Source organism: Allobosea sp. 47.2.35 (genome assembly GCF_024655635.1).
Lineage (GTDB): Bacteria > Pseudomonadota > Alphaproteobacteria > Rhizobiales > Beijerinckiaceae > Allobosea.
Genome location: NZ_JANLGI010000012.1, coordinates 46,999 through 73,483 on the forward strand (window position 1 = coordinate 46,999; position 26,485 = coordinate 73,483).

Sequence of the window (26,485 nt, forward strand, 5' to 3'; positions counted from 1 at the left end):
GGCCCATGCGATCCCGGCACGACAATCAGGAGCGGACCGATGAGCGAAGTGCTGAGCGAAACCGTCGCGGCCGGCGTGGTGCAGGTCACCATGAACCGGCCGGAGCGCAAGAACGCGCTCGACCGCGCGAGCTATGCCGGGCTGATCGCGGCGATCGCTGCCGCCGAGGCCGACGCCTCCGTGCGCGCCATCCTGCTGACCGGGGCCGGCGGCACCTTCACCAGCGGCAACGACATCAAGGATTTCGCCATGGCCGCCGCGGCCGGCGAGGGCCCGCGCGTCGCCATCGATTTCCTGGAAGTGATCTCGACCGCGAAGAAGCCGATCGTCGCGGCGGTCGAAGGCTTCGCGGTCGGCATCGGCACCACGATGCTGCTGCATTGCGACCTCGCCTTCGCGGCCCGCTCGGCCACTTTCCGCCTGCCCTTCGTGACGCTGGGCTTATGCCCCGAAGGCGGATCGAGCTACCTGCTGCCGCTCGTCGCAGGCTCGAAGAGGGCGGCCGAGCTGCTGATGCTGGGCGAGGCCTTCAATGCCGAGACGGCTGCCGCGGCCGGCCTCGTCAACACGGTGACCGAGGACGGCACGGCGCTGGAAGCCGGCCTCGCCAAGGCGAAGGCGCTGGCCGCGCTGCCGCCGGAATCGTTGGCCTTGACCAAGATGCTGCTGAAGCGTGGTTCGGCCCAGGCCGTGGCCGAGACCATCGCGACCGAGGCCCGCCATTTCGGCGAGCGCCTGAAATCGCCCGAGGCCATGGCGGCCTTCATGGCCTTCCTGAAGAAGTGAGGCGTGGGGGGGGGGGGGGGCGGGCCCCCCCCCCCCCCCCCCCACCACCCGCCTGCGCCCCTTCAGCCAGTCGCGCGTCCAGGCGAAAACCGGCCAGAGCAGCGCGGCGAAGGTCATCGCCGCCAGCACCGACGAGACCGGCCGGTCGAAGAAGGGCAGGACCGATCCGTCCGACTTGATCAGCGAGGTCACGAAGTTCTGCTCCACCATCGTGCCCATGACGATGCCGAGCACCATCGCCGCGACTGGATAACCGTTCTTCTCCATCACGAAGCCGAACACGCCGAAGAAGGCGACGCACCAGACCGCGAACAGGTTGTTGCCCGCCGTGGCGAAGGCGCCGACCGCGCAGAAGATCATGATCACCGGCATCACCGCCGAGCGCGGCGCGCCGACGACCTTGCTCGCCAGCCGGATCATGATGATGCCGAAGGGGATCATGATGATGTTACCGAGGATGAAGATGATGTAGAGCGCGTACATGCTCTCGGCCTGGCTGGTGAACAGCGTCGGCCCGGGATTCAGCCCCTTCATGTAGAGCACGCCGATCGCGATCGCGGTGATTGTGTCGCCGGGAATGCCGAAGAGCAGCGCCGGCACCCAGCCCGAGGCGAGCGAGGCGTTGTTGGAGGCGCCGGCCTCGATCAGCCCTTCCGGATGGCCGGTGCCGAACTTTTCCGGCGTCTTCGAGAAACGCTTGGCCATGGCATAGCTAACCCAGGCCGCCATGTCGGCGCCGGCGCCCGGCAGCACGCCGATGATGATGCCGACGATGTTTCCGCGCGCCTGCTGCTTCGGATATTCCTTGGTGAGCTTCCACTGCCCCTTGAGGATCGAACCGAGCTTGCGGTTCTCGATCTTCGGCGGGTCGCGCTCGGTCAGCGAGCGCATCACCTCGGCCAGCGCGAAGACGCCGACCAGCGCCGGGATGACCTCTATGCCGCCCAGGAGGTTGGTCGAGCCGAAGGTGAAGCGCGGCACGCCGCCGGGATTGTCGATGCCGATGCAGGTGATCAGCAGGCCGAGCAGCATCGCCGCGATCGCCTTGATCGGCGAGGAGCGCGCCACCAGCGTCGAGCACATCAGGCCGAGCATCGCGAGCCAGAAATTCTCATAGGTCGAGAAGGACAGGGCCATCTCGGCCAGAAGCGGCGCGATCAGCATCAGCGAGAGCGTGCCGGCGATGCCGCCCAGCGCCGAGAACCACAGGCAGATGCCGAGCGCCGTCTCCGCCTGACCCTTGCGCGTCATCGCGTAGGCTTCGTCGGTATAGGCGGCCGAGGCCGGCGTGCCGGGGATGCGCAGGAGGCAGCCCGGAATATCGCCGGAGAAGATCGCCATGGCGGAAGCCGTGATGATCGTCGCGATCGCCGCGATCGGCGAGAGATAGAAGGTGACCGGCACGAGCAGCGCCGTCGCCATGGTGGCGGACAGGCCGGGCAACGCGCCGACAGTCAGCCCGTAGAAGGCCGACGCCACGATCGCGATCATCACGTCGAATTGGAAAACCAGCCCGAAGGCCTTGATGACGGTATCCATCGTCAGGCCTCGCTCACCAGGGGAAGGGCAGCATGCCGCCGGGCAAGGGCACACGCAGCAGCTTGAGGAAGATCAGGTTGATTACGAAGGGCGCGATGATCGCGAGCGGCACCGCGAGCTTGGGCTTCGCGCCGAAGGCGAGGCTGCAGGTGAGCACCATGATCGCGGTCGTCGGCAGGAAACCGAGCGTCTCCGAGGCGAGCGCATAGAAGGCGAGCAGGGCCGGCGGCAGCAGGGCCAGCCAGTTGCGCCAGGCCGGCACCGGCACGAGTTCCTCCGGCGTCGCGTGACTGACCACGTCAGCCTCGGCGACCTCCTCGAAATGGCGCCCGATCCCGAAGACGATCAGGCTGCCGCAGATGACGAGCCCGGCGCCGACGACCATCGGAAAGGCGGAGGGCCCGACCTGCTGGCCGGGCACCGGCGGCAGTTTCGAGCCGTAGAAGAAAGCGGTAGCTCCAAGCGCGGCGATCGCTGAGCCGGTAATGCGGTCGGATAGTTGCAAGGGCGCAACCTCCCTGGACGATCAGATCATGACGAGACGAAAACGCCGGGAGCTGCTTGCTCCCGGCGTCGTTGGTCTGGTGCCGCTTTAGCCCTTGGCGAGACCTGCCGCCTTCATGGCGGAGGCCATGGAGGTGTCGCTCGCGGCCATGAAGGAAGCGAAGCCCGGCCCGTCCGCGAACTTCATCCCGAAGCCACGGGAATTCATGAAGTCCTGATAGTCCTTGGAGTCGAAGGCCTTCTTCAGCGCCGCCGTCAGCTTGGCCGCGATCTCGGGCGGCAGGCCCTTCGGCGCGCCGATGCCGCGCCAGGCGCCGATCGAGTAGTTGATGCCGAGCGTCTCGTTGAGCGTCGGCACGTCCTTGAACTGCGGGTTGCGTGCGCTCGCCATGATCGCCAGCGACTTGGCCTTGCCTGCGTCGATCATCGCGCGTGCTTCCGGCACCGAGCAGGTGACGATATCGATGCCGCCGGCCGCCAGATCCTGCATGCCGGGCGCCGCGCCGTTCGACGGGACCCAGGCAACATGATCAGGCTTCAGGCCCATGGCGACGAGCCAGCCGATCAGGGCGAGATGCCAGATGCCGCCCTGGCCGGTGCCCGATGCCTTGAGCTTGCCGGGAGGTGCGGCCTTGATCGCGTCGGCCAGCGCCTTGATGTCCTTGTAGGGGCTGGCGGTCGAGACCTGCACGCCCGGCGGGTCCTCGTTCATCAATGCCAGCGAGGTGTAACTGGTCGATTTCAGGTCGGTCAGGCCCTGATGGTGCATCATGGCGATCTCGACCGTCAGCATGCCGATATTGTAGCCGTCCGGCGCCGCGGTCGCGATGGCCGAGTGCCCGACCACGCCGGAGCCACCCGTGCGGTTGACCACGTTGACCGGCTGGCCGAGGTCCTTTTCCAGGAGCTGCGCGACGATGCGCGCGGTCGCGTCCGTGCCGCCGCCCGCGCCCCATGGGCAGACCATGGTGATCGGCCGCGACGGGTAGTTTGCCTGCGCGATGGCAGGCGCCGCGATCAGGCTCGCGCCGGCTGCCGCCGCGCCCTTGAGCACAGTTCGCCTGTCGATGAAATCGGTCATTCCCCAGTTCCTCCGCTAAATCGATTTAGTGTCTGGGCGCTCCTCGTCCGCGACGGGGCTCCCTTGATGTGACGGGCGTCATCTGAGCCGATCGCGCGGCCAGTGACAACCTCTCATTTTGGCCGAGACTAAAGTCCGCAGACGACGGGCTGGACCGCGCCGGAAACCCGCTCCACCACCGCCCCGGTGCTGAGCTCCGATCCGGCCGCAGCAGCCGGCAGCGACACGCCTGCCTTGCCGAGCATCGCCTGAATCGCAGCAGCATCGGCGAAGCCATAACTGCGCTGCGGCGCGACGCCGGCGATCAGTATCTTGTCGGACGGATTGTCGGTCACGATGCCGACAAGCCGCCCCTGCCGGTCAAAGGCCGGCGCACCCGCCTGCCCCGGCTGGAGTGGCGCCCGCAGCGCCGGCTTGCCGGCGGCCTGCACGCCCTGCCCGGGCAGCGCGACGGCGGCCCGCTTGCCGGCATCGTTGCCATAGGCGACCAGCACCAGCGCCTCGGACGCGCCCGCCGTCTCGCTGCGCAGGCTCGGCGGTTTCGCGGCGCCCGCGCCTTCCAGATCGAGCAGCACGAGCCCGCTCGCGTCATCCTTGAGGCGCAGCTTGGCGTTACGATTGCCGACACGCAGGCTGCGGCAGCTATCCACCGCTGAAGCCGCGCTCAAGGCAATCCGTTCGTTCAGCGCCAGCGCGACGCCATAGCGCTCATTACTGCGCGCAGCCGGCGCGAGCAGCGACGACAATCCCGAGGACGGGCTGGCCGCCGTGCCGGCAACCGCCGAAGGCTGGGCCGGAACCGCCCCGGTCGGGAAGGGCTCGAAGCTCGCTGCAATCGCGATGACCAGCTTGTCGACGGTCGGCGCCAGCGCCTTGTCATAGCCGATCGAGAAGCCGCGCAGGCCCTGCGGCCCGGCCGAGAGCCGGCGATAGAACCGCCCGGTCGGCGTCTCGCCTGTGATGACGAAGAAATCAGGCCGCAGCAGTTTGTAGGTGATCTTGCGCGGGCTGTTCGGGCTGACGGTGATCGCCTTCTCGAAGATCGCCGCGAGATCATCGCCGCCCGGCGAGGTGGTCGAAGTGTCGAGCGTCACCTTCTCGTCGGCGCTCTGCCAGCGGCTGCCGCCGGAGGGCGTCACGTCGCGCTTCGGAAGAAGCTTCGTGGGGATGCCGATCTGCACGCCGGTCTTGTCATCGGCCAGAACCTTGAACCCGGCCGCATCGCGCGCTGCCTGCGCCGCCTTGGCCAACGCGGACCGCTCGGCCGGCGGCAGCAGCCCGTCGGCCGGACCGCGCGTGCCCTTGAAGGCATTGATCGCCCGGAAGGTCAGCGGACCATAGGAGCCTGAGACCGCGCCGTTGAACTGTCCGGCCCAAATCAGGTCGTTCTGGATCGCCTTGCGCTCGGCTTCGGGCAGCGCCTCGAATCCGGCCTGCGCCGCCGCCATCTGCGGATTTGGAGCGGGAGCCTGCGCGCTGGCGAACGGCGCCGACAGCAGCGCGAGCGAGAGCGCTACACTGCGGAGCAGTGTGATTCGCTGGGGTTGGAGAGTGGCGCGCAGCATGGGTCTCGTCCTTGAGCACGGGCGAAGCGGCTGCATTGAGCGTCAGAACGCGCCGCGCCGCAACCATGGCGAACGACTCTCGTAGCGACATCACCTAACCTCGCACGACCTGCATTCGCATGACTTGAACGCCCGCGGCACGGTGATAGCCTGCCGGCCCCGTCTCACGCCGTCATCGGCCTGAAGCCATGCCCGCTGATCCTTGGCTGGCCGATCGACGAAGAGGACCGACGATGACCCTGCTTTCCCGTCTCGCGCTCGCCCTCTCGCTCACGCTGGCGGCGGCCCCTGCCCTCGCTCAGAAGGCTTATGTCCGCAACGACCTGCAGGCCGACGGCCAACGCCTGGAAGAGCGGCTGAAGCGCGAGGTCGCGGCCGGCAACCGCTCGGCTATCGACGCCATCCGCACCGGCGAGATCGCGCTCGGCCGCGGCGATGCCCGCTCCGCCCTGCCCCAGGCCAATGCCGCGATCGTCGCCGATTCCAGCAATGCCGCCGGCTGGCGTCTGATGGCGCGCGCCGCCAATGCGATCGAGCCGCGCGACTATCGCGAGCGCTGGGAACTGCGCGAGCGCGCGGTCGCCGCCGCCTATCTCGCCTATCAGCGCTCGACCAACCGCAATGACGAGGCGGCCTCGCTCGGCGTGCTCGCCCGCACCTTCGAGAAGAACGAGCTCTGGCGCCCGGCGCTGACCACCTACCGGCTCAGCCTCGACCTCGCCGCCAACGCAGCCCTGCAGAGCTCCTATGAGAGTTTGCGCGAAAAGCGCGGCTTCCGCCTGCTCTCGAACAAGACCGATTCCGACGCCGCCTCCCCGCGCGCCTGCTTCGAATTCTCGGAGGCGCTGGCGCGCGGCCGCGTCGATGTCGCGCCATACGTGGCGATCTCGGGCGGCAAGGGCGATTTCGCCGTCAGCGCCGAAGACCGCCAGATCTGCGTCGACGGCCTCAAGCATGGCGAGCGCTATGCCATCGTCATCCGTCAGGGCGTGCCCTCTGCCATCCCTGACGAGACCCTGCTGAAATCGGCCGATTACGAGATCTATGTCCGCGATCGCACGCCCTCGGTGCGCTTCACTGGCAAGAACTACGTGCTGCCGCGCACCGGCCAGCAAGGCATCCCGGTGGTCTCGGTCAATTCCGGCAAGCTCGATCTCGAAGTCATGCGGATCGGCGACCGCAACCTGATCAACTCCGTCCATTCCGAGGATTTCCTCAGCCAGATCGGCTCCTATTCCGCCCGGCAAATCTCCAGCGACAAGGGCCAGACCGTCTGGACCGGCACGATGGACGTGAAGTCCGAATTGAATCAGGACGTGATCACCGCCTTCCCGGTGACGGAAGCCGTCGGCAGCTTGAAGCCCGGCGTCTACGTGATGTTCGCCAAGCCCTCGGGCGGTCCGGCCGCCGCGCCCACCAGCGACGACGGCGATTCCTATGACGACGGCTCGACGCGCGCGACGCAGTGGTTCGTCGTCTCCGATCTCGGCCTGACCTCCTTCACCGGCCCGGACGGCGTGCATGTGCTCGCCCGTTCGCTGGCCGACGCCAAGCCGATCGCCAATGCCGAACTGCGCCTGATCGCCCGCAACAACGAGGTGCTCGGCACCGCGAAGACCGACGGCAACGGCTATGCCCGTTTCGACGCCGGATTGGGCAAGGGCCAGGGCGGCAATGCGCCCGGCCTCGTCACCGCCTCTCTCGCCGAGGATTACGGCTTCCTCGACCTCAAGCAGACCGCCTTCGACCTCTCCGATCGTGGCGTGAAGGGCCGTGTCGCCCCCGCCGGGCTCGACGCCTATCTCTATACCGAACGCGGCGTCTATCGCTCAGGCGAGACGGTCTATCTCACCTCGCTCCTGCGCGATGCCAAGGGCGCCGCCGTCACCGGCCTGCCGTTGACCATCGTCGTCAAGCGTCCCGACGGCGTCGAACATCGCCGCCGCCAGGTCGAGGATCAGGGCGCGGGCGGCCGTGCCCATTCGATCCAGCTCGTCTCGGGCTCGGCGACCGGCACCTGGCGCGTCCTCGCCTATTCCGACCCGAAGGGCCAGGCGATCGGCGAAACCTCCTTCCTCGTCGAGGATTACGTGCCCGAGCGGCTGGAGCTGACGCTGACGCCGAAGGCCCCGCTGCTCCAGGCCGGCCAGCCGGCCGAGCTCGACGTCGCCGCCCGCTATCTCTATGGCGCGCCGGGCTCCGAGCTCGACGTCACCGGTTCGATGACGATCCGCGCTGCCGACGCCAGCGCCATCCCCGGCTTCAAGGACTATCAGGTCGGCCTCACCGACGAGGCTTTCGAGCCGGTCCAGAGCGAGTTCGAGGAGAGCGCTACGACCGACGCCGCCGGCAAGGCGACGATCACCAATCCCGTCCAGCAGGCCGACACCAACCGCCCGCTCGAAGTCGAGGTGACCGTGCGCGTCGGCGAGCCCGGCGGGCGCGCCATCGCCCGCTCGGTCACCTTGCCGATCGTGCCGAAGGGCGCCGCCATCGGCGTGAAGAAGCTGTTCCGCGACGGCGACCTCGGCAATGGCCAGACCGCGAATTTCGAAGTCATCATGGCGACTGGAGACGGCAAGCGCCTTGCCCGGCCCGGCGTCAAATGGGTGCTGTCCAAGGTCCGCCGCAACTACCAGTGGTTCTTCCAGGACGGCCGCTGGAACTATGAGGGCGTCAAGACCACCCGCCGCGTCGCCGATGGCGAGGTCGCGGTGGCGGAAGCGGCCGGCGCCAAGATCGCCGCGCCTGTCGAATGGGGCAATTATCGGCTCGACGTCACCTCCGACGGCAACGAGGCGGCCGAGACCTCGGTCTCCTTCAGCGTCGGCTATGAGAGCGACAAGACGGCCGATACGCCTGATGTGCTCGATGTCGCGCTCGACAAGGCGTCTTACGCCGATGGCGAGAGCCTGCAGGTCCGCCTCTCGCCACGCTTCGCCGGCAAGGCGACGCTCGCCGTCGTCACCGACAAGGTCGCGGATATCCGCACCATCGACATCACCGAGGGCGGCACCTCGGCCAGCATTCCCGTCAAGGCCGAATGGGGCGCCAGCGCCTATCTCGTCGTGCTCGCCCATCGTCCGATGGACGCCGCCGCCAAGCGCCTGCCCGGCCGCGCCATCGGCCTCTCCTGGTTCCAGATCGGCAAGGAGACGCGCACGCTCGCGCTCGATCTCGGCGCGCCCAAGCTGGTCCGCCCGCTCACGACGCTCTCGCTGCCGGTCAAGGTCACCGGCATGAAGGCCGGCGAGGAAGCCTATGTCACGCTGGCCGCCGTCGATATCGGCATCCTCAACCTCACCCGCTACGAAAGCCCGGATCCCAGCAAGTTTTTCTTCAGCCAGCGCCAGCTCGGCCATGACCTGCGCGACCTCTATGGCTACCTGATCGACGGCATGCAGGGCACGCGCGGTGCGATTCGCACCGGCGGCGACGCCGCGCCCAAGATGGACGGCGAGAAGCCGACGCAGGACCCGCTCGCCCGCTATTCCGGCGTGGTCAAGGTTGGGGCCGACGGCACGGCGAAGATCGATTTCGACCTGCCGGCCTTCAACGGCTCGGTCCGCGTGATGGGCGTCGCCTGGTCCGCCGGGCGCACCGGCCAGGCCAGCGCCGACGTGATCATCCGCGACCAGGTCGTCGCCCAGGCGACGCTGCCGCGCTTCCTAGCCATCGGTGACCAGTCGCGCTTCCATCTCCAGGTCGACAATGTCGAGGGTCCGGCCGGTTCCTACACCGTCGATCTCGACGTGAAGGGCCCGGTTCTGGTTGCCGCCGACGCAACTCGCCGCACGATGCAACTCGGCGCCGGCGCCAAGACGCAGATGACGATCCCGGTCACCGCCGCCGGCCTCGGCCGCGCCGAGTTCGACGTGCGCGTCTCCGGCCCGAACGGCATCGGCACCGTACAGAACCTCGCCGTGCGCGTGCAGCCCTCGGCCGCGACGATCGCGCGCCGCATCGTCCGCGCCATCCCCGGCAATGGCGGGGCGATCACCGTCTCATCCGACCTGCTGGCCGATCTCGTGCCGAATTCCGGCCAGGTCTCGGTGACCGTTTCGCCCTTCGGCTCGCTCGACGTACCCGCCCTACTCAAGGCGCTCGACCGCTACCCTTATGGCTGCACCGAGCAGACCGTCTCGCGCGCCCTGCCGCTGCTGGCGGTCAACCAGCTCGCCTCGCTGGAGCAGCTCGCGCTCGACGACAAGGCCGATGAGCGCGTCGTCAACGCGATCGAGCGCGTGCTCGCGCGACAGGGCGGCAACGGCTCCTTCGGCCTTTGGGGCGTCGGCGGCGACGATCTCTGGCTCGATGCCTTCGTCACCGACTTCCTGACCCGGGCCCGCGAGAAGCAGTTCGCGGTACCGCAGATCGCCTTCAATCTCGCGCTCGACCGCCTGCGCAATCAGGTCGTCAACACCAGCGAGATCAACAAGGAGGAAGCGGCCGGCATCGCCTATGCGCTCTATGTGCTCGCCCGCAACGGCCGGCCGGTGATGGGCGACCTGCGCTATCTCGCCGACAACAAGCTCGGCGATTTCGCGACGCCGCTCGCCCGCGCCCAGATCGGCGCAGCGCTCTCGGCGCTGGGCGATCGCGGCCGCGGCCGCGCCGCCTTCGGCAGCGCGCTTGGCCTCCTCCAGCAGGCGAGCGACGACGGCTTCTCCCGTCCCGATTACGGCTCCCGCCTGCGTGACGGCGCCGGCGTACTCGCCCTGATCGCGGAAGCCAATGGCGAGCGCGCCGATATCTCGCGCGCCGTCTCGATCGTCGATGCCACCCGCAACAGCGCCCGCTACAGCTACACCTCGACGCAGGAGCAGATGTGGATGGTGCTGGCGGCGCAGGCCATGGCCAAGGACGCCGAGGGCATGACGCTGACGGTCGACGGCACCGCCCGCAAGGGTGCGCTCTACCGCACGCTCTCCGCCGAGGCGCTGGAGGCGAAGTCGCTGACCATCGCCAAAACCGGCGCCGGCAATGCCCAGGCGGTCATCACCGTCGCCGGCATCCCGACCGCGCCGGAACCGGCCCTGAACCAGGGTTTCGGGCTGGAGCGCGTGATCTACACGATGAAGGGCGAGAAGGCCGATCCCGCCCGCCTGCGCCAGAACGAGCGCTATGTCGTGGCGTTGACCGTGGCGGAAGCGGCGCCGCGCTATGGCCGGCTGCTGCTGGTCGATCCTGTCCCGGCCGGGCTTGAGATCGAGAATGCCAACCTGACGGAAGGCGCCTCGGTCGCGGGTCTCGACTGGCTCAAGCAGGAGGTCTACCCGGTCCATACCGAGGCGCGCGACGACCGCTATGTCGCCGCCTTCGAGCGCCCCGGCTCGCGGAACGACAAGCTCTCCTACACCGTCGCCTATATCGCGCGGGCCGTCTCGCCCGGCCGCTACGTCTCCCCCGCCGCCGTGATCGAGGACATGTACCGGCCGGATCGCTTCGGCCGCACCGGCTTCGGCGCGGTGGAGATCACCTCGGCGCGGTAGGATCGTGAACGCGCAATCGGAAAAGGCGAGCGCGACAGGGTCCCCTCTCCCCTTGGGCGAGAGGGATGTGGTGAGGGCCGGCGCGACGCTTGATCGTTTGCCGACCCGCCTGACAGCCCTCATCCGTCAGCGCTTCGCACTGCCACCTTCTCCCCTGAGGGGAGAAGGTAAGCGGCCACGCTTCCGCAAGCTGAAGGTCGCAACCGGCGTTCTGGCCATCTCGGTAATCGCAGCCGGTGCCGCCCTCACCCTCTACGCCCGCTCCCTCCCCTCGCTCGACCTTTCCTCCGCCGCCGATCGCTCGGCCGTGGTGCTCGATCGCGAGGGCAAGCTGCTGCGCCCCTTCCTGACCACCGATGGACGCTGGAAGCTCCCGGTCACCAGCGAGGATGTCGATCCGCGCTACCTCGCCATGCTCAAGGCCTTCGAGGACAAGCGCTTCGACAGCCATCATGGCATCGACCCGCTCGGCATGATGCGTGCCGCTAGCCAGATGCTGATGAACGGCCGCGTCGTCTCCGGCGGCTCGACCCTGACCATGCAGGTCGCCCGCCTGCTCGAACCACGCGAAGAACGCACGCTCGCTGCCAAGCTCCGCCAAGCCGTGCGCGCCGTCGAGCTGGAGCGGCGTTTCGACAAGGCCGGCATTCTCGACCTCTACCTCACGCTCGCGCCCTTCGGCGGCAATCTCGAAGGCGTGCGTGCCGCGAGCTTCGCCTATTTCGGCAAGGAGCCGAAGCGGCTCTCGACCGCCGAGGCCGCGCTGCTCATCGCCCTCCCGCAATCGCCGGAGACGCGCCGGCCGGACCGTTTCGTAGAGGCCGCGCGCAAGGCGCGCGAGCGCGTGCTGGAACGGGTCGAGCAGGCGGGCCTGGCCACGCGTGACGAGGTCGCCGCCGCCCGCAACGAGCCGATCCCGAACGCGCGCCGCCCCTTCCCCAATCTCAGCCCCCATATCGCCGAGCAGGCGGTGGCCGAAGCGCCGGCCGAGCGCGTCCAGAAGCTCTCTCTTGACGCGCGCCTGCAGACCGCGCTCGAAGGGCTCGCGCGCGAGCGCAGCCTCGGACTCGCTCCCCAGGTCTCGATCGCGATCTTCGCCGTCGACAACGAGACCGGCGAGATCCGTGCCTCGGTCGGTGGTGTCGATTATTTCGCGGCGGAGCGCGCCGGCGCGCTCGACCTGACGCGGGCGCTGCGCTCTCCGGGCTCGGCGCTGAAGCCCTTCATCTACGCGCTCGCCTTCGACAACGGCATCGCCCATCCCGAGACGATGCTGGAGGATCGGCCGGCGCGTTACGGCATCTATACGCCTGAGAATTTCGACATGACCTTCCAGGGCATGGTCAGCGCCCGCAAGGCGCTCCAGCTCTCGCTCAACGTGCCCGCTGTCGAACTGCTCTCGGCGCTCGGCCCGCAGCGCTTCCTCTCGCGCCTGCGCGACGCCGGCGTCGCCATCGCCATGCCCAAGGACAGCGGCGCGCCCGGCCTTGCCGTCGGTCTCGGCGGCCTCGGCGTCACCTTGCAGGACCTGACCCGCGCCTATGTCGGGTTGGCACGCGGCGGCGAGATGCTGCCACTGCGCTTTCGGCCGCAGGCGACGCAAACGGGAACGGCCCCGCGCCTCGTCGATCCCGTCGCGGCCTGGTATGTCGCCGATACGCTGCTCGGTGCGCCTCCGCCGCTCAATGCCGTGCCCGGCCGCGTCGCCTACAAGACCGGCACCTCCTATGGCTATCGCGACGCCTGGGCTGTCGGCTTCGACCGCAAGCACACGATCGGCGTCTGGGTCGGCCGTGCCGATAACGGCGCCGTGCCCGGCCTTGTCGGGCGCACGGTCGCAGCACCGATCCTGTTCGACGCCTTCGCCCGGCTCGGCATCGACCCGCGTCCCTTCCCGCAGCCGGCCGATGCGATCGTCGCCAGCACCGGTCATCTGCCGCCGCCGCTGCGGCATCTCCGGCAGGACGTTCCCAAGACCGTCACGGCGATGACGACGCCGGCGCTGAAGCTCGCCTTCCCGCCGGACGGCGCCCGCATCGACCTCTCCGCCGCCGCGCTCGACGGCAATGGCCGGCTCAATCTCAAGGTCGCCGGCGGCTCACCGCCCTATACCTGGCTGGTCGACGGCACACCGGTGACCGAGCCGCAGCGCCGCCGCGAGACGCAATGGCAGCCACCCGGCAAGGGCTTCATGCGGATTTCGGTGATCGACGCGACCGGAGCAAGCGAGAGCGTCTCGGTCAGGCTGCAGTAGCGCTCCCCACGCGTCATCCCGCACGCGCTGCGGCACGTGAGTAGCTGCGGCGCAGATGCGGGACCGTCCCCCCCCGGAAAAGCGCCCTCTCGTCACGCGGTCCCGTGTCTGCGCAGCAGCGTTGCACGCTGCGGCGCGCACGGGATGACAGCGGGTGTCGTTTACTCCGCCGGGGCCGGATGCGCACCCTGAGCGCCGTGCTCTTCCTCATGCGGCGCATGGCGCGAGCCATGGACCGTGCGGGCGAGGTAGCTATAGGCGACCGGCACCACATAGAGCGTCAGCAGCGTGCCGAAGGACATGCCGCCGACGATGACCCAACCGATCTGCGAGCGGCTTTCCGCGCCGGCGCCGGTCGCGATCGCCAAAGGCACCGCGCCGAGCACCATGGCGCCCGTGGTCATCAGGATCGGCCGCAGGCGCAGTTCCGCCGCCTCGACGAGGGCGTCGAGCATCTCCCGGCCCTCTTCGCGGAGCTGGTTGGTGAACTCCAGGATCAGGATGCCGTGTTTGGTGATCAGGCCGACGAGCGTGATCAGGCCGATCTGGCTGTACACGTTCATCGTCCCGCCCGTGTAGTAAAGCGCAGCCAGCGCGCCGGTCAGCGAGAGCGGCACCGAGACCATGATCACGACCGGGTCGACGAAGCTCTCGAACTGCGCCGCAAGCACCAGGTAGATGAAGCCCAGCGCCAGCAGGAAGACGATGAAGATGCTCGCGCCCGACTGCTTGAACTCGCGGCTCTGGCCGGAATAATCGACCTGCACCGAGGAGGGCAGCACGCGCGCCGCGCTGTCCTCCAGCACCTTGAGCGCGTCGCCGAGCGAATAGCCGGGCGCCGGGATCGCGGTGATCGTGGCCGAGCGCAGCTGGTTGAAGCGGGTCAACTCCTTGGGCGCCACGTTCTCGTCGATCTTGACCAGACTGGAGAGCTGCACCACGGCGCCGCCCCGGCCCATCAGATAGATCGACTGCAGCGCCTGCGGCGTGTTGCGCTCCGAACCCTCGACCTGCAGCACGACATCGTACTGCTTGCTGTTCATGTTGAAGCGCGTCACCTGCCGGCCGCCGAGCAGCGTCTCCATCGTGCGCCCGATGATATCGACGCCGACGCCGAGATCGGCGGCGCGCTGCCGGTCGATCGACACCTTGATCTGCGGCTTGTCGAGGATGAGGTTGGTCTCGACATTGGTCAGGACCGGCGAGCCCGAGATATCGGCCATCAGCTGATCGACATAGGCCTTGATCTGCGTATAGGGCTCCGACGAGCGCAGCACGAACTCGACCGGCTTGCTGTTCGCCTGGCCCTGCCCGAGCGAGGCCGGATTGGTCGCGAAGAGGCGGATGCCGGGGATCTGCGACAGCCCCCGGTTGATCTCGGCGACGAGGTCCTGCTGCTTGCGCTGGCGCTGTTCCCAAGGCTTGAGACGGGCGAAGCCGATAGCGCGCGTCACGTCCGGGAAACCGGCGATGACGAGATAGGTATCGACCTCGGGAATCTTGCTGAAATACTGCTCGACCTGGCGCGCATAGTCGGCCGTGAACGAGATCGTGGCGCCCTCCGGCGCGACGCCGACCGCGTTGATCGTGCCGCGATCCTCGACCGGCGCCAGTTCGGCGCGCAGATGCGTGAAGAAATAATAGCCGCTGCCGGCGACGCCCAGCGCCAGCAGCACGACCAGCGGGCGGATCGAAAGCGCTCCGCGCAGCGAGGCCTTGTAGCCGCGCGACAGCCCGTTGAAGCCGCTTTCCAGCACATTGTAGAGCCAGTTGTGCTTCTCGTGATGGCGCAGGAGCTTGGCGCACATCATCGGCGTCAGCGTCAGCGCGACGAAGCCCGAGACCAGCACGGCGCCGGCCAGCGTCAGCGCGAACTCGATGAAGAGCTTGCCGGTGCGACCGGTCGAGAAGGCCATCGGCGCATAGACCGCGACCAGCGTCAGCGTCATCGCCACGACCGCGAAGGCGATCTCGTTGATGCCGCGGATCGCCGCCGGGGTCGGCTGCATGCCGTCCTCGATATGGCGGTGCACGTTCTCCAGCACGACGATGGCGTCATCGACGACGAGGCCGATGGCGAGCACCATCGAGAGCAGCGTCAGCGTGTTCACGGTGAAGCCGAACGCGTACATCAGCGCGAACGAGCCGATCAGCGAGACCGGGATCGTGACCAGCGGGATCAGCGTCGCGCGCACCGAGCGCAGGAAGATGAAGATGATCAGCACGACCAGTACGATCGCCTCGATGATCGTCTGGTAGACCGCCTTGATCGAACGGTCGATGAAGACCGAGGTATCGTAGGACTTGGCGATCGACATGCCCTGGGGCAGGTCCTCGATGATGCCCGGAAGCGCCTCCTCGATGCCGGCCGAGACGTCGAGCGGATTGGCCGTCGCCTGCTTGACGATGCCGATCGTCACCGAGGGCGTGCCCTTGAACCAGGCGGCATTGCGCTCCTCGCGGGCGCCGAGCTCGACCTTGGCGATGTCCTTCAGCTTGACCGGGAAGCCATTGGCGTCCTTGACGACGATCTCGCGGAACTCGGCCGGGGTCGTCATGCTGGTCTGCGAGAGCACCGTGAACTCGCGGTCGTTGCTCTCGATCCGGCCGGACGGGATCTCGACATTCTGCGCCCGGACGGCCGCCTCGATCTGCTGGACCGAGATGTCGTAAGCCGACATGCGGGCGCGATCGAGCCAGATGCGCATCGCATACTGGCGCTGGCCGAGAATGCGGACTTCCGCCACGCCGGTCACGTTCTGAACGCGGTCCGAGATGAAGCGATCGGCGAAGTCGGTGAGCTCGAGCGGCCCGTCCTTCGAGCTGGTCAGCGAGAGATAGAGGATCGGCTGCGCGTCGGCCTCGACCTTGGCGATGACCGGCTCGTCGATCTCGTCCGGCAGGCGGCTGCGCACGCGGCTGACGCGGTCGCGCACGTCGGAAGCCGCAACGTCGGGATCGACATCCGGGCGGAAGCGTACCTGGATGAAGCTGCGCTCCTGGCGGCTGGCCGAGGAGATGATCTCGATGCCCTCGATGCCGGCGATCGAGTTCTCCAGGATCTGGGTGACCTGCGTCTCGATGATCTCGGCCGAGGCGCCGCGATAATCGGTACGCACCGAGACGATCGGCTCGTCGATATTCGGGTACTCGCGAACGGTCAGGCGACCGTAGGAGACGATGCCGATCAGGATCACGAGGAGGCTCAGCACCGTCGAGAGGACGGGCCGGCGGACGAAGAGTTCGAAGAAGCTCATGAGGGCGATCCTAGAGCTGGCTGGTCTGGACGACCTTGTCCTTGATCGCGATGATCGCGCCGTCGCGCAGGCGCATCTGGCCGGCGGTGATGATCTGCATGTCGGGCGTCAGCCCGCGGACGATCTCGACCTTGCCCGGCAGGCGCTTGCCGAGTTCGACGGCGACCTTCTTCGCCTTGCCCTTGTCGACGACGTAGATGATCTTGCCGACCGCATCCGGCACCACGGCCATCTCCGGCACGACGATCGCCTTTTCGCGATAGTCCACCGTGATCGCGAGCCGGGCGAAGAGGCCGGGCTTCAGCGCGAGATCGGCGTTCGGGATATTGGCGCGCAGGCGGATCGCCCGGCCGTTGACGTCGACCACCGGGTCGATCGCGTAGATCTGGCCCTGGAACTTCCGGTCAGGAACGGCATCGACCTTCATCTGCACGGGCTGCCCGACCTTGAGGCGACTCAGATAGATCTCGGGCACGCGGAAATCGATCTTGATCGGGTCGATGCTGGTCAGCGTGATCAACTGCTTGCCAACCGAGACATAGTCGCCGACGCCGACCGAGCGCAGGCCGACGACGCCGGTGAAAGGCGCCACGATGGTCGACTGGGCGAGCTTGGCCTTGGCGAGCTGGACGCGGGCCTCGCTGGAAGCAAGCTTCGCCGCGGATTCTTCAAGTGCGACCTGCGTTCCCGAGCCGCGCGAGACCAGCCCCCTGAGCCGATCGTTGGTGTCGCGGGCGAGGCCGAGATCGGCCATCGCCTGCTTCAGCTCGGCATCGAGGATCGCCGTATCGAGCTTGACCAGCTCCTGCCCGGCCTTGACGCGCTCGCCTTCCTTGAAGCCGAGGAAGATGACCCGGCCGGCGATTTCCGGCGCGATGACAACGGATTCATCGGCGGCCAGCGTGCCGAGCGCCTCGACCTCCTCGCTCACGGTCGCCAGCTCGATGGACGCAACCTCGACAGGCACGCCGCGCGGCCCCGAGACCGCGCTCGCCTGCGCCTGCTGGGTGCCGGTGCGCTGGTTGCGGTAGGCGTAATAGCCGCCGCCCGCGATGGCGGCGACGAGAACAAGAAGAACGAACCGCTTCATCAGGCTGGAGGCTCCGTTGCCGCCCATTGGTCTTAAATGGAACGAAAGGCGTTGCTAAGATGCCGGCGCGCCACAGCGGCACAAAAACAGCGGTTCTTGTGCCGATGCCGTATCGTTTCGGCCTCGCAGGCATCAATGCAAGATGCTTGCCGATAAGAGGCCCAACGTCACGGGCATCTCCGCCGCACACAGACATCCACAATCATCCTGCCGCTAAGCCGTGGATCGTCCAAGCGCATTCTGGAGACCTCACGAAACGTTGACCGGCTCGCGGAAGTGCAAATCGCCCGTTTCGGGGCCTTCCACATCCTGTCACGCCGCTGTCATCCGTGGCCGCTAGGGCTCGCCGCGATCGAGACGCCTGCCCCGCCGGCCTGACCGGGTGGGGATGCGCTCATGCCCGCATCGTGCCCGAGAACCAGTCCATGCTCCGCATCGAAGGCCTGACCAAGCGCTTTGGCGACAGGAACGCGGTCGACACCGTAACCCTGACCGTGCCGAAGGGAGAGATGGTCGGCGTCATCGGCCCCTCCGGCGCCGGCAAGTCGACGCTGCTGCGCATGCTGAACCGCCTGACCGAGCCGACCTCCGGCCGGATCGTCTGCGAGGAGCAGGACGTCACCGGGCTGAAGGGCGCCTCGCTCCGGCGCTGGCGCCGCGATACCGCGATGATCTTCCAGCAGTTCAACCTCGTCGGCCGCCTCGACGTGCTGACCAATGTCCTGCTTGGCCGGCTGAACCATCGTTCGGCAGCGCTGACGCTGGTCAAGAGCTTCTCAGAGGACGACAAGATCCGCGCCATCGCGGCGCTCGAGCGTCTCGATATGGGCCATCTCCTGGCGCAGCGCGCCGAGACGCTTTCGGGCGGCCAGCAGCAGCGCGTCGCCATCGCCCGCGCCCTCGTTCAGGAGCCGCGCATCATCCTTGCCGACGAGCCGATCGCCTCGCTCGACCCGCGCAACACCCAGGTCGTCATGGACGCGCTGTTCCGCATCAATCGCGAGGACGGCATCACCGTGATGTGCAACCTGCACGACCTCGACATCGCCGCGAAATACTGTGACCGCCTGATCGGCATGTCTGCCGGCAAGGTCGTGTTCGACGACGTACCGCAGGCGCTGACCCGCGAGATCGCGGCCGAACTCTACGGCATCGAGGCAAAGGATGCCGGCGCCGAGGCGCTGGATGCGCTCGACGCCATCGCCGCTTCCGAAGCGAAGCGCGCCCGCCAGAAGATCGCCTGATTTCCAGAGATCGCCGGACCGGCCCGAAGGCCGTCGCCGCGAGAAGACCATCCCGACTACGACTGCAACCAGGAGCACATCGATGCTGACCCGTCGTCATACCCTCAGGCTCGCCGCCGCCGGCCTCGCCCTCGCCGCCGCCCCGGCTTTCGCCCAGGACTGGAAGGCGAAATACCCCGAGCTCGTCTTCGCGATCATCCCCTCCGAGAACGCCTCGGGCGTCACCGAGCGCTATACCCCCTTCGTGCAGTATCTGGCGAAGGAGCTCGGCACCAAGGTCACGCTGCGCATCGCCAATGACTACGCCGCGATCATCGAGGGCCAGCGCACCGGCAACATCCACATCGCCTCCTACGGCCCGTCCTCCTTCGCCCGCGCCCGCATGACCGGCGCCAAGGTCGATGCTTTCGCCATCGAGACCAATCTCGACGGCACCAAGGGCTATCACTCGGTCTTCTACGTGAAGAAGGACTCGCCCTATCAGAAGGTCGAGGACCTCAAGGGCAAGAATCTCGGCCTCGTCGATCCGAACTCAACCTCCGGCAACAACGTCCCGCGCTTCGCGCTGAACGGCATGAAGATCGAGCCGGAAAGCTTCTTCTCGAAGGTCGTCTATACCGGCAGCCATGAGAACGCGATCATCGCGCTCCAGCAGGGCACGGTCGATGTCGCCGCCAACTGGTGGAACGACGAGCAGGAATCGAACCTGCAGCGCATGGCCCGCAAGAACATGGCCAAGGCCGACGACTTCCGGATCATCTACAAGTCCGAGCAGATCGTGAACTCGCCGATGGCTTATCTCACCGACATGCCGGAAGAGCTGAAGGCCAAGATCCGCGACGCCGTCCTGAACCTCGCCACCAAGGACAAGGCCGCCTTCGACAAGATCTATGAAGGCAAGCAGGGCCCGCTCGTCGCCGTCGACAACAAGGCCTACGACCCGATCATCGAGCTGAACAAGTTCGTCGACGACCTCCGCAAGAAGAAGTCCTCGTAAGCAGCACGCCTGCACTCGCCGTCATGGTCGGGCTTGTCCCGACCATCCACGTCTTCGCTGCGCCGATCGCATGCGGCGCTCAGGACGCGGATGCTGGCCACAGGGGCGAGCATGACGGCTGCGGCGCCACCACCCGGCGCCCTCTCCGGCAACGGACGCAAATCTCATGACCCTCGCGATCGACCGCAACGACCCGGCCATCCGGGCCCATGCCGAGGCCTATCGGCAGGCCTCATCCGCCAAGCGCCGGCAGGCCCTGATCGGCATCGTCGTCTTCATCGCCTGCGTGCTCCTGTCCGCGCGCGGCGCGGAAGTCGATCTCGCTAAGTTCTTCGAGAAAATCCATCGCTTCCCGAAATACATCTACGAGACGCTGCCGACGCTGCGCCTCTCCAGCATCAGTGCCGACCTCTCCGAATGGTATTGGGGCCTGAAGGGCTGGCTGAAGCTGCTCTGGCAGACCGTGCTCATCGCCTATGTCGGCACGATCCTCGGCGCCGCCGGCGCCTTCCTGTTCTGCTTCGCCGCCGCCGCCAATCTCGGCCGCGCCACCTGGCTGCGCTTCACTGTCCGCCGCTATCTCGAATTCTGCCGCACCGTTCCCGAGATCGTCTTCGCGCTGATCTTCGTCATCGCCTTCGGCCTTGGGCCTCTGCCCGGCGTGCTCGCCATCGCGATCCACACCATGGGCGCGCTCGGCAAGCTCTTCTCCGAAGTGGTCGAGAATATCGACCTCAAGCCGGTTGACGGCGTCACCGCCGCCGGCGGGAGCTGGTGGCAGATCGTGCGCTTCGCCGTCGTGCCGCAGGTGCTTTCCAATTTCGCGAGCTATGCGCTGCTGCGCTTCGAGATCAATGTCCGCGGCGCCTCGATCATGGGCTTCGTCGGCGCAGGCGGCATCGGCCAGGACCTGATCGAGGCGATCCGCAAGTTCTACTTCACCGATGTCAGCGCCATCCTGCTGCTGATCATCGTCGCGGTGATGCTGATCGACTACGCCACCGAGCGTCTGCGCCACGCCCTTCTCAGCCTGGAGCATGGCCGATGAGCCTCGCCCTCTCGACGGCCGAGCGCGCCGACATCCTGCGCCGTCACGACGCCGCGATCCGCGGCTCGCTCAAGACGAAGCTCGCGACGATCGGCACCATCGCCGCCCTCGCCGGCTTCTTCGTCTACGGGCTGACGACGCTCGAGACCTCGCTCTGGAAGATATTGTCCGGCTTCGGCAATCTCGGCACCTTCGTCGTGCTGATGCTGCCGCCCGATCCCGGCTCCTGGGCGCGCGCCGTCATCTTCGTGAAGGCGCTGTTCGAGACCATCGCCATCGCCTTCCTCGGCACGGTTCTCGCCGCCATCCTCGCCCTGCCGCTCGGCTTCATCGCGGCGCGCAATGTCGTCGCCAACCGCGTCGTCCATTTCCTCGCCCGCCGCTCGCTCGACACCGTGCGCGGCGTCGATGCGCTGATCTGGGCGCTGATCTGGGTCAATGTCGTGGGTCTCGGCCCCTTCGCGGGCATGCTCGCGATCATGACCAGCGATCTCGGCGCCTTCGGCAAGCTCTATTCGGAAGCGATCGAGGCCGCCGACCGCAAGCCGGTCGAGGGCGTCTCCTCCGTCGGCGGCGGCAAGGCGCACGAAATCCGCTTCGGCCTCTTGCCGCAGGTGCTGCCGGTGATCGCGAGCCAGGTGCTCTACTACATCGAGTCGAACACCCGCTCCTCGACCATCATCGGCATCGTCGGCGCCGGCGGCATCGGCCTCTATCTCGCCGAGACGATCCGCACGCTGGAATGGCAGCAGGTCTCCTTCCTGATCCTGCTCGTCCTCGCCGCGGTCTCGGCCATCGACTTCCTGTCGGGCAAGCTGCGCTTCGCTATCATCGGCCGTCGGGCGAGCTGACGCCTTCTCCCGTCAGGGCGAGGGCGTATCCCCGAACGGCTCGATCACCATTTCCATGCGCTCAGCGGCGAAGACGCTGGAAACCAGATGCACCGGCGTCAGATCCGGCAAGGCGTCGACCGCCGTCGAGATCATCACGGCGGACTCGGGCGCGATCTCCAGCAGTTCCGCCTCGCGCTCGTCGGCGAGCCGCGCCGTCAGGCGCGTCGACAGGCGAACATAATCCGCGATGCCATAAATCTTGAAGGCGGCGGTGATCGAGCCGGCCGCCTCGCGATAGGCCTTGTCGAAATCCGGGAAGCGCTCGACCGCAAGCCAGTGCGTGCCGGTGCCCATCGGCACGCCGTCGGCGAGGCTCACGCCCCGTACGCGCCAGAGCGGCGTCCCGGTCTTCAGCTTGAGCGCCGCGCAGGCCCCCGCCTCGCCGACGACCACCTCCGCCGAAAGCATGCGGCTCGTGCCTGTGATGCCGAGCTTGCCCATGTTGGTGCGCATGCTGACGCGTCGGCCGATCGGGTAAGGCAGTCGCGGCGCCGTCACTTGCGTGCCGCGTCCGCGCGAAACCGTCACCAACCCCTGGTCGGCAAGGTGGCGGAAGGCCTGCCGCACCGTATGGCGATGCACGCCGTAGCGCTCAGCCAGTGCGACCGAGGCCGGCAACGTGTCGCCGAGCTGGTACTCGCCCCGGCTGATCGCCTCCGCCAGTTCATCGGCGATGCGCCTCCAGGCCGTTCCCCCGTCCCGCTCCGCCAGTGCCGTATCCGTCATCAAATCGTCGCCCAAAAAGTATAGACCTTTGCCATCAACTCACCTAGCATAGTCTAGACATTCGGAACTGACCAGCGAGCCCGCGCCGATGAGCCCAAGAACCCCGAGGCAAAGCTGGATGGCGACGCTGGCGCGCGCCTCCCGCAGCGAGATCGAAACCCTGCTCGGCGATCCGCCGGATCACGACCTGCTCAAGGCGCCGGAGACCGGCACCGTGATGGTCGAGGGCCGGGCCGGCGGCGCCGGCCGCCGCTTCAATCTCGGTGAAGCCACCGTGACGCGCTGCGTCGTCCGCCTCTCGAACGGGCGGATGGGCTTCTCCTATGCGCTCGGCCGCGACGGCCGGAAGGCACGGCTCGCCGCGCTGCTCGACGCTCGCCTGCAGGATGAAGCCGAGGGCAGCGACCTGCATCAGGGCGTCGCCACCCTCGCTGCGCAGCAGACTTCGGCCCGCGACCTCGCCTCCCGCAAGGCGGCGGCGACCAAGGTCGATTTCTTCACACTGGTCAGGGGCTCGTGATGTCGGCCGGAACCATGATCGCTCCTGGCTTCTCCCACCCGGTCTTCCAGTCGCAGGCCGCCTTCCGCGCCCTGCTCGCCGCGCTCTCCGAACCCGGCACGTTGCAGAACGTCGCGAGCGAGATCACGCCGCCGGAAGGTCTCACGACGGCAACCGCGACCGCCCTGCTGACGCTGGCCGATTACGAGACTCCGGTCTGGCTGCCGGAAGCCCTGCGCAACGGCCCGGCCGGCGCCTGGCTACGCTTCCATTGCGGCGCGTCGCTTGTCGAGAGTCCTGCCGAAGCCGCCTTCGCGGTCATCGACGGCACGGTCTACGAACCGAAGCTTTCGGCCTTCAACCTCGGCACGGACCAGTTCCCAGATCGCTCGACAACCGTGATCGTACAAGTCACGGCGCTGAAAGGCGGCTCCGCCCTCGCTCTCTCCGGCCCCGGCATCCTCGGTTCGCGCAACATCACGCCGCAGAGCCTGCGCCCCGGCTTCATCGATGAGCTCCGCGAAAACGGCGCGCTCTATCCGCTCGGCGTCGATGTCCTGCTCGCGCATGGCGAGGGCCTGATCGGCCTGCCGCGCTCGACGCAGATCGAGGAGGTTCGCTGATGTATGTCGCAGTCAAAGGCGGCGAGGCCGCCATCCTCGCCACGCATGACCTCGTCGCCGAGGCGCGACGCGGCGATCCGGCCGTGCCGGAAATCTCCGTCGCCCAGATCCGCGAGCAGCAGGCGCTGGCTTGCGCCCGCGTGATGAACGAGGGCTCGCTCTACGATCAGGACCTCGCTGCGCTCGCGCTGAAGCAGTCGCAGGGCGACGTGATCGAGGCCGCCTTCCTGATGCGAGCCTATCGCACGACCCTGCCGCGCTTCGGCTCCTCCGAGCCGCTCGATACCGCCGCCATGGCGATCCGCCGCCGTGTCTCGGCGACCTACAAGGATCTGCCGGGCGGGCAGGTGCTCGGCCCGACCTATGATTACACCCATCGGCTCTTCGACTTCGCCTTGATGGACGAAGGCGGCGAGGCCGCGCCCCGCTCGGCCCCGACCCCGCTCGACGCCACCATGCCGCGTGTGCCCGATATCCTCGGCGCCGAGGGCCTGATGGAAGCCGAGGAGCCGCCGGAAGGCGATCCGCGCCCCTTCGACCTCACGCGCGATCCCGTTTCCTTCCCGGCCGATCGCGACGTGCGCCTGCAATCCATGGCGCGCGGCGACGAGGGCTTCCTGCTCGGCCTCGGCTATTCCGTGCAGCGCGGTTTTGGCGGCACGCATCCCTTCGTCGGCGAGGTTCGCGTCGGCGAGGTCGCGGTCGAGTTCGTGCCGGAGGAGCTCGGCTTCGCGGTCGATCTCGGCGACGTCACCCTGACCGAATGCCAGATGGTCAACCAGTTCCAGGGCTCGAAAGAGGTGCCACCGCAGTTCACCCGCGGCTACGGCCTCGTCTTCGGCCATAGCGAGCGCAAGGCGATGTCGATGTCGCTGGTCGACCGCGCCTTGAAGGCGCGCGATTTCGGCGAGGCGACGAACTACCCGGCACAGCAGGACGAGTTCGTCCTCTACCACGCCGACAATGTCGAGGCGGCCGGGTTCGTCGAGCATCTCAAGCTGCCGCACTATGTCGATTTCCAGGGCGAGCTCGAACTGATCCGCCGCATTCGCAGGGAGCGGGAGGAACGGCTGGCCCGCGAGCAGGGCGCCAAAGAGCCTGATACAATGCCGGAGGCTGCGGAATGACCATCCATCAGATGCCGGCGGACGATACCAAGCCGGCTTACAACTACGCCTATCTCGACGAGCAGACCAAGCGGATGATCCGCCGCGCCCTGCTCAAGGCGGTCGCGGTGCCCGGCTATCAGGTGCCGTTCGGCTCCCGCGAGATGCCCTTGGCCCGTGGCTGGGGCACTGGCGGCATCCAGATCACCGCCGCGATCATAGGCCCGGCCGACACGCTCAAGGTGATCGACCAGGGCGCCGACGACACCACCAACGCCGTCTCGATCCGCAGGTTCTTCGAGCGCACGGCCGATGCCCGCACCTGCGAAGCGACGGATGAGGCGACCATCATCCAGACCCGCCATCGGATTCCGGAGGCGCCGCTGAAAAGCGGACAGGTCATGGTCTATCAGGTGCCGACGCCCGAACCCTTACGCCGTCTGGAACCGCGCGAGGCTGAGACCCGCAAGATGCATGCCTGGGCCGAGTATGGGCTGATGCAGGTCAAGCTCTACGAGGACATCGCCCGCTATGGCGAGATCACCAAGACCTATGACTACCCGGTCATGGTCAATGATCGCTACGTGATGGCGCCCTCGCCCATCCCGAAATTCGACAATCCGAAGATGCACATGTCACCCGCGCTCCAGTTGTTCGGCGCCGGCCGTGAGAAGCGCATCTACGCGCTGCCGCCTTATACCAGCGTGAAGAGCCTCGATTTCGAGGATCATCCCTTCCGCATCCAGAGCTGGACCCAGCCCTGCGGTTTGTGCGGCGCGGGCGACAGCTATCTCGACGAGGTCGTGATCGACGACCAGGGCGGGCGCATGTTCGTCTGCTCCGACAGCCATTATTGCGAGACCCGCCGGGTGGAAGGCCATCGCGGCACGATGCTGGGCGATGCGGCCGCGAGCGGCCTGGTCGAGGAGACCAACCCATGACCCTGCATGTCGCAGCGGCCGAGCTCGCGCTCGAACCCGCCCCCCTGCTCTCCGTCGACGGCGTCAGCCGCTTCTATGGCGAGCGCATCGGCTGCGCCGATGTCTCCTTCGACCTCTGGCCGGGGGAAGTGCTCGGCATCGTCGGCGAATCCGGCTCGGGCAAGTCGACCCTGCTGCGCTGCCTTGCCGGCATCGACAAGCCCGACGAAGGCGAGGTGCTGTTCAGGGGCGGCACGGAGCCGCTCGACATCTACTCGGTCTCCGAGCAGGAGCGCCGCCGCCTGATGCGGACCGCCTGGGGCATCGTCCACCAGAACCCGCGCGACGGGCTGCGCATGGATGTCACCGCCGGCGGCAATGTCGGCGAGCGGCTGATGGATCGCGGCGACCGGCATTACGGCCAGATCCGCGAGCGCGCGCTCGACTGGCTGAGCCGCGTCGAGATTGCCGGCGCCCGCATCGACGATCGGCCGCGCCAGTTCTCCGGCGGCATGCAGCAGCGCCTGCAGATCGCCCGCGTGCTGGTCTCGGAACCCCGCCTCGTCTTCATGGACGAGCCGACCGGCGGCCTCGACGTGTCCGTGCAGGCCCGCCTGCTCGACCTGCTGCGCGTGCTGGTGCGCGATCTCGGCCTCGCCGCGATCATCGTCACCCACGACCTCGCCGTCGCCCGCCTCCTCACCGACAGGCTGATGGTGATGAAGGACGGCCGCGTCGTCGAGCAGGGCCTGACCGACCAGGTGCTGGACGATCCGCACCACGCCTATACGCAGCTTCTTACCTCGGCGGTGCTGAGCGTGTGACCTCGTCACACCCTCGTCACCTCGTCGGCACAAGGCA

Annotated in this window: 18 protein-coding genes and 1 pseudogene; 12 read left to right on the forward strand and 7 right to left on the reverse strand. The window is 67.5% G+C overall.

Annotated features, from left to right (window positions below; all coding sequences use genetic code 11):
• Positions 1–39: 39 nt before the first annotated feature.
• A complete protein-coding gene (locus tag NUV79_RS15645; protein ID WP_257734026.1) occupies positions 40–786 on the forward strand; it encodes an enoyl-CoA hydratase-related protein in 747 nt (248 codons plus the stop codon).
• 60 nt (positions 787–846) lie between these two features.
• Here the strand turns inward: NUV79_RS15645 and NUV79_RS15650 are convergent.
• The 4 genes and pseudogenes from NUV79_RS15650 to NUV79_RS15665 form a co-directional block, all read right to left on the reverse strand.
• Positions 847–2,325: pseudogene (locus NUV79_RS15650) on the reverse strand (tripartite tricarboxylate transporter permease); the annotation flags it as partial.
• Positions 2,326–2,338: 13 nt separating this feature from the next.
• The gene (locus NUV79_RS15655; protein WP_257734027.1) at positions 2,339–2,830 is read right to left on the reverse strand and encodes a tripartite tricarboxylate transporter TctB family protein; all 492 of its coding nucleotides are present in this window, start codon (positions 2,828–2,830) and stop codon (positions 2,339–2,341) included.
• 87 nt (positions 2,831–2,917) lie between these two features.
• The gene (locus NUV79_RS15660) at positions 2,918–3,910 is read right to left on the reverse strand and encodes a tripartite tricarboxylate transporter substrate binding protein (RefSeq protein WP_257734028.1); all 993 of its coding nucleotides are present in this window, start codon (positions 3,908–3,910) and stop codon (positions 2,918–2,920) included.
• A 128-nt stretch (positions 3,911–4,038) separates the two neighbouring features.
• Positions 4,039–5,475, reverse strand: coding sequence for a serine protease (locus NUV79_RS15665; RefSeq protein WP_257734029.1), 1,437 nt, complete (start codon positions 5,473–5,475; stop codon positions 4,039–4,041).
• A 233-nt stretch (positions 5,476–5,708) separates the two neighbouring features.
• Between NUV79_RS15665 and NUV79_RS15670 the strand changes: the two genes are divergently transcribed.
• Positions 5,709–10,967, forward strand: a complete 5,259-nt coding sequence (locus NUV79_RS15670; RefSeq protein WP_257734030.1) for an alpha-2-macroglobulin family protein — start codon at positions 5,709–5,711, stop codon at positions 10,965–10,967.
• 154 nt (positions 10,968–11,121) lie between these two features.
• On the forward strand, positions 11,122–13,221 hold the full coding sequence (gene pbpC, locus NUV79_RS15675) for a penicillin-binding protein 1C (protein ID WP_374679282.1): 2,100 nt from the start codon (positions 11,122–11,124) through the stop codon (positions 13,219–13,221).
• 161 nt (positions 13,222–13,382) lie between these two features.
• Here pbpC and NUV79_RS15680 read toward each other — a convergent pair whose 3' ends face one another.
• Together NUV79_RS15680 and NUV79_RS15685 are read right to left on the reverse strand one after the other, a co-directional pair.
• Positions 13,383–16,478, reverse strand: a complete 3,096-nt coding sequence (locus NUV79_RS15680; RefSeq protein ID WP_257734031.1) for an efflux RND transporter permease subunit — start codon at positions 16,476–16,478, stop codon at positions 13,383–13,385.
• Between the two features lie 10 nt (positions 16,479–16,488).
• Positions 16,489–17,568 carry an efflux RND transporter periplasmic adaptor subunit gene (locus tag NUV79_RS15685; RefSeq protein WP_257734032.1) on the reverse strand — a complete coding sequence of 360 codons (1,080 nt, stop codon included), beginning with the start codon at positions 17,566–17,568 and terminating at the stop codon, positions 16,489–16,491.
• Between the two features lie 425 nt (positions 17,569–17,993).
• On the opposite strand from NUV79_RS15685, the gene phnC reads away from it, so the two are divergent.
• From phnC to phnE (NUV79_RS15705), 4 genes are all read left to right on the forward strand, one after another.
• Positions 17,994–18,812, forward strand: a complete 819-nt coding sequence (gene phnC, locus NUV79_RS15690; protein WP_257734033.1) for a phosphonate ABC transporter ATP-binding protein — start codon at positions 17,994–17,996, stop codon at positions 18,810–18,812.
• An 82-nt stretch (positions 18,813–18,894) separates the two neighbouring features.
• Complete coding sequence (gene phnD / locus NUV79_RS15695) at positions 18,895–19,809, forward strand: phosphonate ABC transporter substrate-binding protein (protein ID WP_257734034.1); 915 nt, start codon at positions 18,895–18,897, stop codon at positions 19,807–19,809.
• 166 nt (positions 19,810–19,975) lie between these two features.
• Positions 19,976–20,857 carry a phosphonate ABC transporter, permease protein PhnE gene (gene phnE / locus NUV79_RS15700; protein WP_257734035.1) on the forward strand — a complete coding sequence of 294 codons (882 nt, stop codon included), beginning with the start codon at positions 19,976–19,978 and terminating at the stop codon, positions 20,855–20,857.
• Positions 20,854–21,708: a phosphonate ABC transporter, permease protein PhnE gene (gene phnE, locus NUV79_RS15705; RefSeq protein WP_257734036.1), complete on the forward strand. Its 855-nt coding sequence runs from the start codon at positions 20,854–20,856 to the stop codon at positions 21,706–21,708. The genes phnE (NUV79_RS15700) and phnE (NUV79_RS15705) overlap by 4 nt, the downstream gene beginning before the upstream one ends.
• 12 nt (positions 21,709–21,720) lie before the next feature.
• Here phnE (NUV79_RS15705) and phnF read toward each other — a convergent pair whose 3' ends face one another.
• Positions 21,721–22,476: a phosphonate metabolism transcriptional regulator PhnF gene (phnF, locus tag NUV79_RS15710; protein WP_257734037.1), complete on the reverse strand. Its 756-nt coding sequence runs from the start codon at positions 22,474–22,476 to the stop codon at positions 21,721–21,723.
• 88 nt (positions 22,477–22,564) lie between these two features.
• Here phnF and phnG point away from each other — a divergent pair, with 88 nt between their 5' ends.
• Genes phnG through phnK form a run of 5 tightly spaced genes read left to right on the forward strand, consistent with a single transcriptional unit; the run spans position 22,565 to position 26,448 of the window.
• Complete coding sequence (gene phnG, locus NUV79_RS15715; protein WP_257734038.1) at positions 22,565–22,996, forward strand: phosphonate C-P lyase system protein PhnG; 432 nt, start codon at positions 22,565–22,567, stop codon at positions 22,994–22,996.
• Entirely contained in the window at positions 22,996–23,598 is a 603-nt protein-coding gene (gene phnH / locus NUV79_RS15720) for a phosphonate C-P lyase system protein PhnH (RefSeq protein ID WP_257734039.1), read from the forward strand. The genes phnG and phnH overlap by 1 nt, the downstream gene beginning before the upstream one ends.
• Positions 23,598–24,725 carry a carbon-phosphorus lyase complex subunit gene (locus tag NUV79_RS15725; RefSeq protein WP_257734040.1) on the forward strand — a complete coding sequence of 376 codons (1,128 nt, stop codon included), beginning with the start codon at positions 23,598–23,600 and terminating at the stop codon, positions 24,723–24,725. The genes phnH and NUV79_RS15725 overlap by 1 nt, the downstream gene beginning before the upstream one ends.
• Positions 24,722–25,645, forward strand: coding sequence for an alpha-D-ribose 1-methylphosphonate 5-phosphate C-P-lyase PhnJ (locus tag NUV79_RS15730; protein ID WP_308218210.1), 924 nt, complete (start codon positions 24,722–24,724; stop codon positions 25,643–25,645). Before NUV79_RS15725 ends, NUV79_RS15730 begins: the two co-directional genes overlap by 4 nt.
• Positions 25,642–26,448: a phosphonate C-P lyase system protein PhnK gene (gene phnK, locus NUV79_RS15735; RefSeq protein WP_257734041.1), complete on the forward strand. Its 807-nt coding sequence runs from the start codon at positions 25,642–25,644 to the stop codon at positions 26,446–26,448. Before NUV79_RS15730 ends, phnK begins: the two co-directional genes overlap by 4 nt.
• Positions 26,449–26,485 lie beyond the last annotated feature (37 nt).

Excerpts from the sequence above, each read along its gene's own strand:
- NUV79_RS15645 (WP_257734026.1), top strand. The coding sequence starts at position 40 with ATGAGCGAAGTGCTGAGCGAAACCGTCGCGGCCGGCGTGGTGCAGGTC.
- NUV79_RS15660 (WP_257734028.1), bottom strand. The coding sequence starts at position 3,910 with ATGACCGATTTCATCGACAGGCGAACTGTGCTCAAGGGCGCGGCGGCA.
- NUV79_RS15665 (WP_257734029.1), bottom strand. The coding sequence starts at position 5,475 with ATGCTGCGCGCCACTCTCCAACCCCAGCGAATCACACTGCTCCGCAGT.
- NUV79_RS15670 (WP_257734030.1), top strand. The coding sequence starts at position 5,709 with ATGACCCTGCTTTCCCGTCTCGCGCTCGCCCTCTCGCTCACGCTGGCG.
- NUV79_RS15680 (WP_257734031.1), bottom strand. The coding sequence starts at position 16,478 with ATGAGCTTCTTCGAACTCTTCGTCCGCCGGCCCGTCCTCTCGACGGTG.
- NUV79_RS15685 (WP_257734032.1), bottom strand. The coding sequence starts at position 17,568 with ATGAAGCGGTTCGTTCTTCTTGTTCTCGTCGCCGCCATCGCGGGCGGC.
- phnC (WP_257734033.1), top strand. The coding sequence starts at position 17,994 with ATGCTCCGCATCGAAGGCCTGACCAAGCGCTTTGGCGACAGGAACGCG.
- phnD (WP_257734034.1), top strand. The coding sequence starts at position 18,895 with ATGCTGACCCGTCGTCATACCCTCAGGCTCGCCGCCGCCGGCCTCGCC.
- phnE (WP_257734035.1), top strand. The coding sequence starts at position 19,976 with ATGACCCTCGCGATCGACCGCAACGACCCGGCCATCCGGGCCCATGCC.
- phnE (WP_257734036.1), top strand. The coding sequence starts at position 20,854 with ATGAGCCTCGCCCTCTCGACGGCCGAGCGCGCCGACATCCTGCGCCGT.
- phnF (WP_257734037.1), bottom strand. The coding sequence starts at position 22,476 with ATGACGGATACGGCACTGGCGGAGCGGGACGGGGGAACGGCCTGGAGG.
- phnG (WP_257734038.1), top strand. The coding sequence starts at position 22,565 with ATGAGCCCAAGAACCCCGAGGCAAAGCTGGATGGCGACGCTGGCGCGC.
- phnH (WP_257734039.1), top strand. The coding sequence starts at position 22,996 with ATGTCGGCCGGAACCATGATCGCTCCTGGCTTCTCCCACCCGGTCTTC.
- NUV79_RS15725 (WP_257734040.1), top strand. The coding sequence starts at position 23,598 with ATGTATGTCGCAGTCAAAGGCGGCGAGGCCGCCATCCTCGCCACGCAT.
- NUV79_RS15730 (WP_308218210.1), top strand. The coding sequence starts at position 24,722 with ATGACCATCCATCAGATGCCGGCGGACGATACCAAGCCGGCTTACAAC.
- phnK (WP_257734041.1), top strand. The coding sequence starts at position 25,642 with ATGACCCTGCATGTCGCAGCGGCCGAGCTCGCGCTCGAACCCGCCCCC.